Source organism: Elizabethkingia occulta (assembly GCF_002023715.1).
Taxonomy (GTDB): Bacteria; Bacteroidota; Bacteroidia; order Flavobacteriales; family Weeksellaceae; genus Elizabethkingia; species Elizabethkingia occulta.
This window is the reverse complement of sequence record NZ_MAHX01000013.1, coordinates 632,912-647,401: the sequence shown is the minus strand read 5'-3', so window position 1 is coordinate 647,401 and position 14,490 is coordinate 632,912. Positions and strand designations below refer to the sequence as shown.

The following is a 14,490-nucleotide window of genomic DNA, read 5'->3' as shown; positions in this document are numbered from 1 at the left end:
AATAATCTGAATCTTACAAATGTTTGAATTGCTCCAACATACGTACATCATTTTCAAAGAACATACGGATATCAGACATTTGGTAAAGCAACATTACAATACGCTCGATTCCCATACCAAAAGCGAAACCACTGTACTCGTCAGGATTAATGTTTACATTTTTCAGAACAGCAGGATCTACCATTCCACAACCCATAATCTCTAACCAACCTGTACCTTTTGTAATTCTGTAATCGGTTTCAGAATTAAGTCCCCAATATACATCTACCTCAGCACTTGGCTCAGTAAATGGAAAATAAGAAGGACGCATTCTGATCTGAGATTTACCAAATAATTCTGTAGTAAAGTACTGAATTGTTTGTTTAAGATCTGCAAATGATACATTCTTGTCTATATACAAACCTTCTATCTGATGGAATATACAGTGTGAACGTGATGAAATAGCTTCGTTACGGAAAACTCTTCCCGGCGACAAAATTCTCATTGGGGGTTCGTTGTTTTCCATATATCTGATCTGTACAGAAGAAGTATGCGTTCTTAAAAGAATATCCGGATCTTTCTCGATAAAGAAAGTATCTTGCATATCTCTTGCCGGATGATATTCCGGTAAGTTCAATGCGGTAAAATTATGCCAGTCGTCCTCAATCTCTGGTCCGTCTGCTACAGCAAAACCAATAGATTTAAAGATTTCAATAATTCTGTTCTTAACCAGATTAATAGGATGCCTGCTTCCTAACTCTTCAGGAAAACCAGGTTTTGTAAGGTCTATTTTCTCGGTAGTCGTTTCTTCAGAAATACCTGCTTTCAGATCTTCAATCTTAGCATTTACAGCCTGCTTCAGGGTATTAATTTTCTGCCCGAATTCTTTTTTCTGTTCATTCGGAACATCTTTAAACTTCTCAAAAAGCTCTGTTACACTTCCTTTCTTACCAAGAAAGGCAATACGGAACTTCTCGATTTCTTCTTTATTTTTGGTATGAAATTGTTGTACCTGACCCAGTAATTCTTCTATTTTCTCTAGCATCTTATAAAAATTGCAGCACAAATTTAAGGTTTTTATCGGACTTTTATAAAAAAGAAAATCCACTCTTGTTTCCAAAAGCAGATTTTCTCCATCACATATTACTTAAAACTATCTCTTTTCTAATGCTTTCACGTTAATCTGCAAGCTTACTTCATCCTTAATAACACCATTGCTGGCAGGAGAAGTAAAGTTAACACCAAAGTCACGTCTGTTGATGTCTTTTTTCTCAGATTTAATCGTTGCTACACCATCTTTTACCACTACATTGGTATTAAAGCTTATTGGCTTCGTTACTCCTTTTAATGTAAGGTTTCCATCGATGAGTGTATTATAATCTCCGGTTTCATTCGGAGTAACTTTAGTAATCTCGAAAGACGCTGTAGGGAATTTCTCTACTTCAAAAAAATCTCCACTCTTAAGGTGGCCATCAAGCTTTGCCTGATTTTCTTTATCATCTTTTAAATCTTCAGAAGTTAAGGTATTCATGGATGCTACAAAATTACCGGATTCCAGTTTACCGTCTTTCACCGTAACTTCGCCACTTTCAAACTTAATAGTCCCGAAATGAGAAGTATTATCTGATTTAAAAATCTTATAACCTGTCCATTCGATTTTACTATTTAGTGTATCAACTGCGAAAACGGCTCCGTCTTTAGTTGTAGTCACTGCACCGGACTCACTTGTTACTGGTTTATCTTTCCCGCAGGAAATAACCAGAACAGTTCCCATAAGAGCCAACGCAGACACCCATAAAAATCTTTTTTTCATTATTTTGTAATTTATTTTAACAATTAGTTTCGTAAATTTAATAAAAAAATACTAATAAACCTACAAAACATTATTTTTGCAAAATGTTACTCAGTATACAGGGAATAGACTTTGGTTATAGTCAGGACAAACTTATCTTCAACAATCTTCATCTCGGCTTAGAGCAGGGAAAGATTATGGCGTTGATAGGTGAAAGCGGATGTGGAAAGACAACATTGCTAAACATTATATATGGTTTAAACGATTGGTATAAGGGAAAAATATTCTTCAACAATAAGGAAATATATGGTCCGAAAGCAAATATAATCCCGGGTGAAAAGGATATGAAACTTGTGACTCAGCATTATGATCTGATGCCCTACTCTACAGTGTATGACAATGTGGGCAAATTTCTTTCGAATATAGATCTTAAGGCAAAGAGAGATAAAGTTTATCAGCTTCTGGAAATTGTCGGACTGGAAGATTATATGGATGAATATCCTAAGAATCTAAGTGGTGGACAGAAACAGCGTGTTGCTATTGCACAAGCCTTGTCTCAGTTGCCTAAATTATTGCTTCTGGATGAACCTTTCAGTAATCTCGATTTTTCAAGAAAAACACAATTACGGGATAAGCTATTTGCCTATGTCCGTGAACAAAATATCAGCCTAATTATCAGTACGCACGATATTACAGAAATCCTGCCATGGATAGATGAAGTGGTCGTTTTACAGGAAGGACGTCTTATTCAGAAAGATTCGCCTGAAGCTTTGTTCCAATCTCCATACAATCCTTACGTAGCAAGATTGTTGGGGGAAGTAAATCTTCTAACACCTGAGCAGCAACAGGAACTTGGTTTATCAAATTGGTTTTATTTTCCACATCAGTTAAAATTTACTGAAAATGAAGGAACAGATGCGAAAATTATAGAATCCGGTTTTTCGGGAGGTTTTTACAGAAATCTTGTCAATGTTAAAGGTCATACATTTATTGTATATACTGCCCAAAAGAAAGCAGGAAAATTGAAAATAATTTTTCTTTAATATGCTTTAAAAACTTAAATATTAAATATTTACATCCAATATTTTTGGTTTGCAAACATTTTTTTTATCTTTGCCCAAGAAGATATTCAAGGAAATTTTTGGTTATTCTCTTTCTGCCTTGTAAGACTGAAATTAGCGTTCGCAATGAAAGTTTTTTGAAAGTTACCCTGCCAAATTTTTCCTTTTTTTATGATTCTGTGAAAACTTCAGCTTCAAGACTTTGTAACTCTGCCAGTCTATACTTTCTTATTTTTAACCCTATATTTCATTACCATAACATAAATAAAATGGGTTATTATCGCTATCGTACCTCCCAGAATCATAAAGAATAATTTAATCCCAAGTTCCTGATTTCCACATTTTACAATCTCATTCGGGTCTTTCTCTATAAAAAAATCGGGAGGCATACTAATATCTATTAGCAGAATAAGCACAAGAATCAAATATTTCCAGTTCTTTAATTTGTATTTATCCAACAAAATATAGGCTGTAATTTGCAGTATGGTTATCAGTACAATAGTATATACAAGGATCATGGGTTCAGTTTTCTGTAACTAAATATAAAAAAAAACTTTATCCATCAGGATAAAGTCTGTATAAGTAAACTTAAATGAAAGTTATTGATTAACCTTTTTTCACAAATTCGGATTTCAAGGCCATTGATCCGAATCCATCAATTTTACAATCGATGTTATGATCACTTCCTGGTCTTAATCTTATATTTTTAACTTTTGTTCCGGCTTTTACTGGTTTTGGAGCACCTTTTACAGGCAAATCTTTTACTACGACAACAGAATCCCCATCCTGCAATTCATTTCCATTGGAATCAAAAACTTTATCATCACTGTCTGCTGAAACATCTGACGGATCCCACTCGTAAAAACACTGGGAACATACCATAAGATTATCCTGCGGATATGTAAATTCCGAATTACACTTCGGACAAAGTATCGTATCGCTCATAATAATTATATTTTTTGCAAAGATAAGGTTTCTGAGACCTAAGTCAAATCTTTCCTTTCTCAGAGCTTAATTTAGGCATTTTTGCGTTTCCTCTAATTTAAACGTATTTTTGCAGTGCAAAACTGCAGATCTAATTATGGAACTTATTCACAGAAACCTACTTATTGGCATCCACGATGCACTACAGGAAACCTTTTTCGAAAAAAATAAATATGCCGACAAGGTTATCGAGAGACTTCTCAAAGCACACAGAAAATGGGGAAGCCAGGACAGAGCTGTTGTTTCTGAGATTTTCTATAATATTATCCGTTGGAAAAAACGCCTTGAATATTATATGGGCGAAGGTGCAAAACCGGGTAACATATACAGAATGATCCTTGCATATCTTTTGTGGACAAAAACTCATTACAAAAAGTTTGAAGAATTTGAAGGTATTAAAATTGCCGACATCCTTAACAAACTAAAGAAAGGAACTGTACCTACAAAAGCTGTACAATATTCAATTCCGGAATGGCTTGCCGAAACTCTTGAGAAAGAATTAGGTGCTAACTGGGAAAAAGAAATGGATGCATTAAACGATCCTGCTCCAACAGTACTTCGTGTAAATACTCTGAAGACAACAAAAGAAAAATTAATCGAAGAACTACAGAAAAGTGAAATAGAATCTCACGCTGTTCGTGGTTATGAAGATGCTGTGGAACTGGAGGAAAAGAAAAATGTTTTCCTTACTGAGGCCTTTAAAAAAGGAATGTTTGAAGTACAGGATGCTTCTTCACAGTTAATCGGAAGATTCCTTGATGTAAAAGAGGGTATGCGTGTAGTTGATGCCTGCGCAGGTGCAGGAGGTAAAACATTACACATTGCTGCTTTAATGAAGAACAAAGGGCAGATTATCGCTCTTGATATATTCGAATGGAAACTGGCTGAACTTAAGCGTAGAGCTAAAAGAGCTGGCGCTCATAATATTGAAACCAGAGTTATCGATGACAATAAAGTTATCAAAAGACTTCATAACTCTGCGGACAGATTATTGATAGATGCTCCATGTTCTGGACTAGGAGTACTAAAAAGAAATCCGGATAGTAAGTGGAAAATCGATCAGGACTTTATAGACAGAATAAAAAAGGAACAGGAAAATATCCTTCAGGATTATTCTAAAATTATAAAGAAAGGTGGACAAATGGTATACGCTACATGTTCTATCCTTCCTTCTGAAAACACATTACAGACTAAGAACTTTATTGAAAAGAATCCGGAATATGAACTAATCGGTGAAGAAAAAATTATGCCTAGTCATGGCTATGATGGATTCTATATGGCATTAATTCAAAGAAAAGGCTAATATCAGCCAAAATCATAGTGAAGAGCATTTTCCAGAAAGGTTAATGCTCTTTTTTTTACCTTTGCCGAAAAACTAATCTTATGCAAAAAATTTTACTGTGCAGCCTTATTACAGGTGCCCAGATGATTTTCGCCCAGACTTATGAAGTTACTTATCAGAATTCGTTCGAAGGAAAAGTAAACCCTGGTCAAAACCACATCATCAGCATTACCAATAGTGATAAAACACTATTATTCAATGAGAAAATAAAAAACAAGAAAGCTGATTTCCCTTTTGAGGTTAATGAAATTAACAGAAAAAACAATGAAGTTAGCCAGTTCGCCTTTCTTAATAACAACGAAATTGTAAAGACAAGCGATAATACCATCCTGGCTAAACAGGAGTTCAAACCGACATCCGAAACCGGAAAAATACTGGGTTATAATGTAAAGAAAGCAGTAACAAGTGTAAATTCCAATACTATAGAAGTATGGTATACGAACGATCTTAAAGTAAAAGGCGGTCCAAGTATATTGGGACAAGATTTAGGTCTGGTATTAAAGACGGTGAGAAACGGAAGTTCTGTTGTTGAAGCAACTTCAGTAAAAAAAATAAAGTCACTGGATGATCAATCTTTATTTAATGGAAAGAATATTACTGAAAAAGATGCGCTTACTTACAAAGATATGATCTGGAAGAGCAGATTTATCACTATTCCTGTTTTCGAAAACGAAACCATCAACTTTAGTGATGCTTCTAAATCTGATCACTATATTCAACGTTTCGGTAACGGAACTATTATCCTGAAGAAAGTAAAAATTCCTGAAATTAAACAAGGCAATACAATCTTTGTGGAGCTAAAGCAAAAATCTAATGGTGATGCATACGACAGAACAGGAGATGTGTTTATCATTCCGCAGGAAAGGGCTAAATCTTATTATACAGGTCTTACGCAAGGTGTAAAATCACTTCCGGTATACCAGAACGGAAATGGTAAATCTTATCAAGGTATTGCTTTAACTCCGGATTATCTTCCGTTTATTGAATTGATGAGATTTTTCACACCTTTCGGAATTGGTCATTTTAATGAAAAGATTCAGTTGAAAGGTAAAAACTGGCACAACAATACACCATATCGCCAGGATATCACTGAACTTCGTCCGCAACTAAGTGGGAAAGAGGTACTGGTTGGAGCATTTATCGGGAACTATGATAAAGGTGGACATCAGATAAGTTTAGAATTAACCATTCACCCGGATCAACAGAAAATTGTAAACAACAATTTTGTATTACCTGTTTTCAATACGACCAACGTAATGGAAATGGCAGGTCAGGACTACCCTACTATGTTTAGCTCTGATAAAGGAGTTGAAGTTGAGTTCACATTGGCTAAGGATCTTAAAAATGCACAACTGCGCTATATTACAACCGGACATGGTGGTTGGGGAGAAGGTGATGAATTTGTACCAAAAGAAAATTCTATTTATCTGGATGGCAAATTAGCCCATGCTTTTACACCATGGAGAACAGATTGTGGATCTTATAGATTATTCAATCCTGCATCAGGAAACTTCGAAGACGGTCTTTCTTCTTCAGATCTTAGCCGTTCCAACTGGTGTCCGGGAACTACTACCAATCCCGTTTATATTAATCTGGGGAACCTTAAAGCAGGTAAACATACTATGCAGGTAAAAATTCCTCAGGGAGCTCCGGAAGGCAGCAGCCAAAGCTTTTGGAATGTTTCAGGTGTTCTCTTAGGACAGGAATAGCGAATAGGTGAATAGGTGAATAGGTGAATAGGTGAATAGGTGAAATTTACAAAAGATTATATATTCACTCATTGACTCATTCACATATTGACTTAATTGACCATCCACTTATTGACAATACAAATTTCCCATCTTAATTTTTTTCAGTTAGGGTGGGATTCTTTTTTGGGATTCTTAAAAAAATCCTGTTATAAAATTAATTCATGTATTTTTTCCTAAATCAAATATTTTTACTTGTTTGAAAAATAATCAAACCCCATATTTGCATTAATAAAATAAATTAAAAATTAAAAACATAAGAAAATGTGCGGGATAGTATGCTTATTTGATGCAAAACAAAAAACGGAAACATTAAGACCTCAGGTACTGGAAATGTCTAAAAAAATCAGACACCGTGGACCGGACTGGTCGGGTATTTTTCAGGACGAAAAAGTAATTTTCTCTCATGAGAGATTGGCAATTGTAGATCCTACTTCAGGGAAGCAGCCTCTTTTCTCTAAAGACGGAAATCTTGTTTTAGCAGTAAATGGCGAAATCTACAACCACTTGGAACTAAGAAAAGAGTTTCCTGAATACGAATTCCAGACACAGTCTGATTGTGAAGTAATTTTAGCACTTTATCAGAAACACGGAAAAGATTTCCTAGAAAAGCTAAATGGTATATTTGCTTTTGCATTATATGATATAGAAAAAGGCACTTATCTTATCAGCCGCGACCACATGGGAATTATTCCTTTGTACCGGGGATGGGACGCGCACGGAAACCTCTATGTAGCTTCGGAACTTAAAGCTCTGGAAGGTGTTTGCAACAAAATTGAAGAGTTCAAACCCGGACATCTATTATACAGCGAAGATGGTGAAGAATATCAGCAATGGTACTCAAGAGACTGGGAAAGCTTCGATACTGTAAAAGACAATTCTACTGATATAGCAGCCCTTAGAAAGGGATTAGAAGATGCTGTACACCGCCAGCTTATGAGCGATGTGCCATACGGCGTACTTTTATCCGGCGGACTGGATTCTACTATTATTGCTGCCGTTACAGCAAAGTTTGCATCTAAAAGAATTGAAAGCGGTGATACACAGGAAGCCTGGTATCCGCGTTTACATAGTTTTGCAGTTGGGCTGGAAGGATCCCCGGATCTTGCTGCTGCCAGAAAGGCTGCAGATCATATAGGCTCTGTTCACCACGAAGTAAAATATACTATTCAGGAAGGTTTGGATGCAATCCGTGATGTTATTTATCATCTGGAAACTTATGATGTAACTACTATCAGAGCTTCCACTCCTATGTACCTTCTGGCAAGAGTTATAAAATCTATGGGAATTAAAATGGTACTATCTGGAGAAGGTTCCGATGAACTATTCGGAGGCTATCTTTATTTCCACAAGGCACCAAGTGCTCAGGCATTCCATGAGGAAAACGTAAGAAAACTTGGCAAACTTCACCTTTATGACTGTCTTCGTGCTAACAAATCTTTGATGGCATGGGGTATAGAAGGCCGTGTACCATTCCTGGATAAAGAATTCATGGATGTTGCAATGACAATCAACCCTCAGGACAAAATGATAACACCTGAAAGAATGGAAAAGTGGGTTCTGAGAAAGGCTTTCGAAGATATCTTACCAGAAAGCATCGCATGGAGACAGAAAGAGCAATTTAGCGATGGTGTAGGTTACAGTTGGATTGATACACTGAAACAAATTGCAGAGGATGAAGTAAGCGATGAAATGATGGCAAATGCTAAATACCGCTTCCCTATTAACACACCTATGAGTAAGGAAGAATATCGCTACAGAAGCATATTCACCGAATTATTCCCTAGTGATAGTGCTGCACAAACGGTACCTTCTGTACCATCTGTTGCTTGCTCTACACCTGTAGCTTTGGAATGGGATGAGGCTTTCAAAAAAATGAACGACCCTAGCGGACGTGCCGTAAAAGTTCATGAAGTAAGCTACTAACAATCACAGATATTTCAATCAACATCAAAGCGCAACCTTTCGGGGTTGCGCTTTACTTTGATCTATGATGTTGTTTTCTGTTTAAGAGCTTATTTCTTAACCGTCTTAATCTCTCCCTGATATTGGTTATCTACTACAAGGATAAGATTTGGTCTCATTGAATAACTTTGTTTACCTTCTACTTTTTCTTCATAAGCCAGTGTTATAATATCTCCACTTTTAGAAAGTGTCGGCATATTCAGATTTGTTAGCATTTCTGTAGAAGGATTGATTACTGCAATAACGTATTGCTTGGAGAAATCAATTTTTGTAGGCATATTATTCATGGTTGCCGCCGCTCCAAAAAGTTTTTCGAAAACCTCTTCTGACGTAATTTTTTCTACAAAAGTTGGTTTATCTTCTACAGTATTTTTGATAAAATAATTTTTAGCTAAGGTGAACGGAACTTTCATATTCATTCCTGTTTCTTTTGTCATTTCCTTATCAGAAACTTTTTTAGTACTCTGACAAGACATTACCGTAAGAGCTGCTACCAGTAGAATAGATGCTGTTTTTTTCATTATTGTTTGTTTAAAATATATTTTTTGGCCAAGTCTCCTGTTATTTCCTTACCATTCTGATCAAGATGAGTAATATATCCCTCTGCAACTTTGTACTTCTGTACGCCATCTTTTAGTTTCAGAGTTATAATACTACCATATTTATCCCATTCGAAACTTCCTTTTTCCTCAAAAGCATTATCCTTTCCTTTTCCCTTATATTCATTTTTCTGAACAAAGGTATTATCACTTTTAAGCTCAATAGTTGTAGCAATTCCTTCACAATCTGCACATGGTAATTCACCTTTATAGGTTCCATTCCAATCTACAGAATTTTCGGTAGTATCTCCCATTTTAGATGTTACCGGTTCAACTGTTGAATTCAGGGAATCTGTTTTAGCAGAAACTACTTTTTCCGAATCTTTCTTTTTTTCGCCACATGAGTTTATAGCCAATAATGTAGCTACCGTTGCTATTAATAACAAATTTGTGTTTTTCATTTATATTAAAAATTATTTGTGTTCTTTCAATTCATAAAAATAGCCGCCTTTGACTAAAATTCCCATTGACTAAAATTACAAACTTATGAATGCTTCTTTGGGGTTTTATACGACAGCTATCCTTTCGTCAAATGTGTTTTCAAGACTGCAAATATTATCATAATTGGTAAAAACTAACAAAAAAAACAATACTACACACATACTTCACCAAGTGTAATAAATTGATTTACAGAAACATAAATGCATCAGTATAGATTTTGAAAAAAAACATATAAGTCCTGATTTGTCGGAACATTGAGCTTTTTACGGAGCCTGTGTTTCTTTTGCTGTACCGATTTATGTTGGATAAATGTATAGTTCGCAATTTCTTTCGAAGTAAAATTCAGCTTGATCATAGCACAAAAAGCCAGTTCAGAACTTACAAGATTAGGATTTATTTCGAGCAGCCGATCTATAAATCCGGGATATAATTCCTGAAATCTTGTGAGAAAGGTGGAATCATTCTGCTTTGCTAAAACAACAAGCTCATCAAAGATATTTCTGTAAGCTGACTTATCAGCTTCCCCCTTCGCTTCTTTCACATCATGCTTTACAGCATATTTCTTAAGCAGTAATTTCCGGTTTCTTTTATACAGATAAAAGGAAATAATAAAACTTAAAGTAACACCTAAAAAGATATAAAGGAAAATTTTATTTTTATCTGTTTTAAATTCTTCATCTTTAGCTGCTAATAATTTTTCTATTGAAAGATTAAGCGTTTCATTCTGCCTTGAATTGAGATTATCTTTAGCCTCCGCATATTTTATCATAAAATTGTGCTCCTGCTCAGTATTTCCCAAACTTTTATAAATACCTGCAATATCCTGATACACAAACGGAACCTGATAAATTCTGTTGGTAGTGGTATAAACTTTCAAAGCTTTTCCATAATAATCCAGTGCTTCTTCGGGTTTATTTACAACATTATAATATTGTCCCGAAATTTGATACACCATTCCTGCCTCTGAAGTTACTACAGGCGTTTTTCCCAGTTTGCCCACGGCTTCTTTTAAATAAATATTAGCAGAATCTTTACGACCTGTATATAACAAATGATGTTTAGCTAGAAGAGCCATATACAAAGGGTTTCTTTCTATATTCAGCGCCTTATGAAAATAGATCAGAGAAGAATCCGGGCGGTTCTTAGCATACATAAAATCTGCTCTGTTGGCATATACCCTTCCCAGAAAATAGCTTTTTCGGTCTTCAGCAGATACCTTACGCATAAAGTATAGCGCTTTGGTATTATAATTCAAAGCATTATCATGCAGTCCAAGTACTTTATTTAGCTGCCCGTATTCCTGATAAAGTTTAGCTGAAAGTGGCGGATAAGACTTATCTTTCAGAAGGTCTTCAGCCGTTTTAATATACTCAAGACCTCTTTTATAGTTACCAATTGTAGAATACATATTGGCAATATTGATATAGCACAGGGCTTCCCCTTCTTTATATTTTTCTCTTTGAGCTTTGGCAAGATAATGCTGATTAAGTTTTACCAAACTTTTATAATCTCCTGAAAGACGAAGCTGTTCGTTTTTTTTAAGCAAAGTTTTATTAAAACTTTCTCCTGAAAATTGTTTTGACTGTTTATTACATCCCAATACAAAACACAACAAAAAAAAGCTTAAGTACCCATATTTAAAAAACTTCTTCTTAGCAGATCTCATGTTTAATTTTAATATTTACATTATTGCAAACATTATTCCCAAAAAGAATTTATTTACCCTTCAATATACATATATTTATAGATATATTTCGATATAAACACCATGAAAATGATATTATAAATAATTAATATACAATTGAAAAACTCCTGATATGTTGTTTTAATTCTGAATTTATATTTCTTATATTAGTTTTCTTATTTTTAACCAACAGCATTGAAAGACAGTATAACAATACATCCCCACACTCATGAAACACCTGTTCCTTATGATCTTTTATTACTGGCTGATCCGTCAAAAGAATTAATTGACCAATACATCACTACCGGGCAACTTTATCTGGCAAAATACAACACTGAGATTGTAGGATGTTATGTACTTTATCCATGGGATTCTAATACTACAGAAATTAAAAACATAGCCATACACGAAAAGTTTCAAAATCAGGGAATTGGAAGCCTGTTGCTGAAAGACGCGATACTAAGAGCTAAAAATGGTTTTTATAAAAAACTAGTTATAGGAACCGGAAATTCCAGTACGGGGCAGCTTTATCTGTACCAGAAATCCGGATTCAGAATTTCAGAGATCCGAAAAAATTTCTTCAAAAACAATTACCCTGAACCTATATGGGAAAATGGTATTGAATGTACAGATATGATTTTGCTAACAATGGAATTATAAAAACTTATTCTGACGGAATCGTACCGAAGTTATAATTTCTACAGACAATAATATAATACCTACATCTGTACCGGCGGATCAATTGGTATTTTTGCTATTAAAATTTTAGTATCATGAATGCTTCCGGTATTACCCGCAAAGATTTTATTAAAAGTTCAGCTTTAGCTGTAGCAGGATTAGCAATAAGCCCGGGCTTGTTAGCAGCAAGTCCTTTTAACCATACTAGCGATAAGACGCTGAAAGGAGCGAAAAATATATTACTGAAAAATGTAAGGCTGGAAACTGGATTTGAATACGACGGAAATGAAGTTGTTGCAACAAAAACCGGATTATTTTGTGTTGAAATATCAAACGGGAAAATCAAAGCTGTAACACCTAACAATCCTTCTGCAAAAGCAATCGATGCTAAAGGTCTTCTTATGCTTCCGGCATTTAAAGATATGCATATCCATCTTGATAAAACATTTTATGGTGGCCCGTGGCAGGCAGTAAGAAGAAGACAAGGGGGTGTAAAAGGCATGATAGCCCTGGAGCAGCAAATCTTACCTGATATGCTGAAAACATCTACACATCATGCTGAAAAGTTAATTGAATTACTACAATCATGTGGTACATCTTATACAAGAAGCCACGTAAATATAGAAACTACTTCCAAACTGGATTCACTAAAGAATTTGCAAAAGGCTTTGGATAATAAAAAAACAACTTTTGGAGCGGAGCTCGTTGCTTTCCCACAACACGGTGTTTATTATACCGATTCTGCACCATGGATGAAGGAAGCTGCTCAAACAGATATAGATTATATTGGCGGGGTAGATCCATACAATGTAGACGGACAGATTGAAAAGACAATGGATTTTACTGTTCAGCTGGCGCTAGATCACAACAAAGGGATCGATATCCATTTGCATGAAACAGGAGAATCGGGTCTTAAGACACTGGAATACCTAATTAATAAAGTAAATGAGAACCCTGTCCTGAAAGGTAAAACCTTTTTGAGCCATTGTTTTGTTCTGGCAAAACTGGACAAGTCCAAGCAGGAAGAAATGGCGGAAAAGCTGGCTAATGCAAAAGTTGGTATTATGTCTACAATTCCTTTCGGAGGCCTTATTATGCCTATACCTACACTTTACAAGTACGGTGTAAACATTGGGACCGGAAATGATAGTATTATAGATCATTGGAATACATGGGGAAGCGGAAGCGTTTTGCAAAAAGCAAATCTTATGGCTCAGCTTTATGGCTATTCAACAGAATTTTTATTATCCAGAAGTTTAAAACTGGCAACTTATAATATATTGCCTCTGGACGATAAGGGCACACAGCAATGGCCTAAAAACGGAGATGCAGCAGATGTTGTACTAATAGATGCCAGCTGTTCTGCAGAAGCTGTATCCAGAATATCGCCTGTAAAATCACTGATCCATCAAGGGAACGTTGTTTTTTAATCATCATTAAAATAAAATATATGAGAGTCATTCTTTTTTTGCTTTCTTTTGGCATTCTAAGTAACTGCCACTCTCAGGTAAGAGAAGATAAAGTGGAAAGCACATCAGTACATATTATAGACGCTGTTAAAAATAATCAGCCTGCATTAATTGAGAAAGCCTTAAAAGAAGGTGCAAACGTCAATACAGAAGATAGAAACAAACGTTCTTTACTACTCATTGCTACTATTTCCGGAGCAACAGACACTGCCAAATTACTGATTCAGTATGGTGCAGATGTCAACCAACAGGATGATAAGCTAGATAGTCCTTTTTTATACGCAGGAGCTAGCGGGCAGACGGAACTTGTAAAACTATACCTTGCTCATGGCGCACGTTTCAACATCTTCAACCGATACTACGGAACAGCGCTTATTCCGGCCAGTGAACGCGGACATGTGGAGACTGTAAGATTATTGGCCAATACAAAAGGGTTTCCTGTAAATCATGTTAACAGACTAGGTTGGACAGCCCTAATGGAAGCTGTTATTTTAGGCAATGGTGGCACAAAACACCAACAAGCTGTACAAATATTAAAAGATGCCGGAGCCGATCTCAATATTTCGGATCATGACGGAAGAACGCCTTTACAACACGCAAAATCTTTAGGGTTTAAAGAAATTGTTAAAATACTCGAATCTTAGAATTCTCCTGAATGTGATATTCTAATTTTTTTTCATCCATGCAGAAACACTGAGACAGTTTAGATTGATATTATATAAATCATGTTTCTGTATGGTTTTTAAGA

The 14,490-nt window shown here is 35.5% G+C and carries 14 protein-coding genes; 7 read left to right on the top strand and 7 right to left on the bottom strand.

Annotated features, from left to right (window positions below):
- Positions 1 to 13 precede the first annotated feature (13 nt).
- Both pheS and BAZ10_RS09240 read right to left on the bottom strand, forming a co-directional pair.
- Positions 14 to 1,024, bottom strand: a complete 1,011-nt coding sequence (pheS, locus tag BAZ10_RS09245; protein ID WP_078771803.1) for a phenylalanine--tRNA ligase subunit alpha — start codon at positions 1,022 to 1,024, stop codon at positions 14 to 16.
- Positions 1,025 to 1,132: 108 nt separating this feature from the next.
- Positions 1,133 to 1,792: a YceI family protein gene (locus BAZ10_RS09240; protein ID WP_078771802.1), complete on the bottom strand. Its 660-nt coding sequence runs from the start codon at positions 1,790 to 1,792 to the stop codon at positions 1,133 to 1,135.
- A gap of 83 nt (positions 1,793 to 1,875) precedes the next feature.
- Here BAZ10_RS09240 and BAZ10_RS09235 point away from each other — a divergent pair, with 83 nt between their 5' ends.
- The gene (locus tag BAZ10_RS09235) at positions 1,876 to 2,814 is read left to right on the top strand and encodes a sulfate/molybdate ABC transporter ATP-binding protein (protein WP_078771801.1); all 939 of its coding nucleotides are present in this window, start codon (positions 1,876 to 1,878) and stop codon (positions 2,812 to 2,814) included.
- Positions 2,815 to 3,050: 236 nt separating this feature from the next.
- Here BAZ10_RS09235 and BAZ10_RS09230 read toward each other — a convergent pair whose 3' ends face one another.
- Positions 3,051 to 3,350 (bottom strand): hypothetical protein, encoded by a 300-nt coding sequence (locus BAZ10_RS09230; RefSeq protein ID WP_078771800.1) that lies wholly within the window; start codon positions 3,348 to 3,350, stop codon positions 3,051 to 3,053.
- Positions 3,351 to 3,438: 88 nt separating this feature from the next.
- Positions 3,439 to 3,777, bottom strand: a complete 339-nt coding sequence (locus BAZ10_RS09225; protein WP_078771799.1) for a zinc ribbon domain-containing protein YjdM — start codon at positions 3,775 to 3,777, stop codon at positions 3,439 to 3,441.
- A 136-nt stretch (positions 3,778 to 3,913) separates the two neighbouring features.
- Here BAZ10_RS09225 and BAZ10_RS09220 point away from each other — a divergent pair, with 136 nt between their 5' ends.
- The 3 genes from BAZ10_RS09220 to asnB all read left to right on the top strand — a co-directional run bounded on the left by BAZ10_RS09220 (position 3,914) and on the right by asnB (position 8,832).
- Positions 3,914 to 5,119, top strand: coding sequence for an RsmB/NOP family class I SAM-dependent RNA methyltransferase (locus tag BAZ10_RS09220; protein ID WP_078771798.1), 1,206 nt, complete (start codon positions 3,914 to 3,916; stop codon positions 5,117 to 5,119).
- 80 nt (positions 5,120 to 5,199) lie between these two features.
- Positions 5,200 to 6,867 (top strand): PNGase F N-terminal domain-containing protein, encoded by a 1,668-nt coding sequence (locus BAZ10_RS09215; RefSeq protein WP_078771797.1) that lies wholly within the window; start codon positions 5,200 to 5,202, stop codon positions 6,865 to 6,867.
- A 303-nt stretch (positions 6,868 to 7,170) separates the two neighbouring features.
- On the top strand, positions 7,171 to 8,832 hold the full coding sequence (gene asnB, locus BAZ10_RS09210; protein WP_078771796.1) for an asparagine synthase B: 1,662 nt from the start codon (positions 7,171 to 7,173) through the stop codon (positions 8,830 to 8,832).
- 89 nt (positions 8,833 to 8,921) lie between these two features.
- Here the strand turns inward: asnB and BAZ10_RS09205 are convergent, their stop codons facing one another.
- From BAZ10_RS09205 to BAZ10_RS09195, 3 genes are all read right to left on the bottom strand, one after another.
- The gene (locus BAZ10_RS09205; RefSeq protein ID WP_078771795.1) at positions 8,922 to 9,392 is read right to left on the bottom strand and encodes a hypothetical protein; all 471 of its coding nucleotides are present in this window, start codon (positions 9,390 to 9,392) and stop codon (positions 8,922 to 8,924) included.
- On the bottom strand, positions 9,392 to 9,871 hold the full coding sequence (locus BAZ10_RS09200) for a copper resistance protein NlpE (RefSeq protein ID WP_078771794.1): 480 nt from the start codon (positions 9,869 to 9,871) through the stop codon (positions 9,392 to 9,394). Before BAZ10_RS09200 ends, BAZ10_RS09205 begins: the two co-directional genes overlap by 1 nt.
- A gap of 245 nt (positions 9,872 to 10,116) precedes the next feature.
- The gene (locus tag BAZ10_RS09195; protein ID WP_245803786.1) at positions 10,117 to 11,457 is read right to left on the bottom strand and encodes a helix-turn-helix domain-containing protein; all 1,341 of its coding nucleotides are present in this window, start codon (positions 11,455 to 11,457) and stop codon (positions 10,117 to 10,119) included.
- Positions 11,458 to 11,790: 333 nt separating this feature from the next.
- Here BAZ10_RS09195 and BAZ10_RS09190 point away from each other — a divergent pair, with 333 nt between their 5' ends.
- The 3 genes from BAZ10_RS09190 (at position 11,791) to BAZ10_RS09180 (ending at position 14,386) form a co-directional block, all read left to right on the top strand.
- Entirely contained in the window at positions 11,791 to 12,255 is a 465-nt protein-coding gene (locus tag BAZ10_RS09190; protein WP_078771792.1) for a GNAT family N-acetyltransferase, read from the top strand.
- Between the two features lie 113 nt (positions 12,256 to 12,368).
- Positions 12,369 to 13,703 carry an amidohydrolase family protein gene (locus tag BAZ10_RS09185; RefSeq protein ID WP_078771791.1) on the top strand — a complete coding sequence of 445 codons (1,335 nt, stop codon included), beginning with the start codon at positions 12,369 to 12,371 and terminating at the stop codon, positions 13,701 to 13,703.
- Positions 13,704 to 13,723: 20 nt separating this feature from the next.
- On the top strand, positions 13,724 to 14,386 hold the full coding sequence (locus BAZ10_RS09180; protein WP_078771790.1) for an ankyrin repeat domain-containing protein: 663 nt from the start codon (positions 13,724 to 13,726) through the stop codon (positions 14,384 to 14,386).
- Positions 14,387 to 14,490 lie beyond the last annotated feature (104 nt).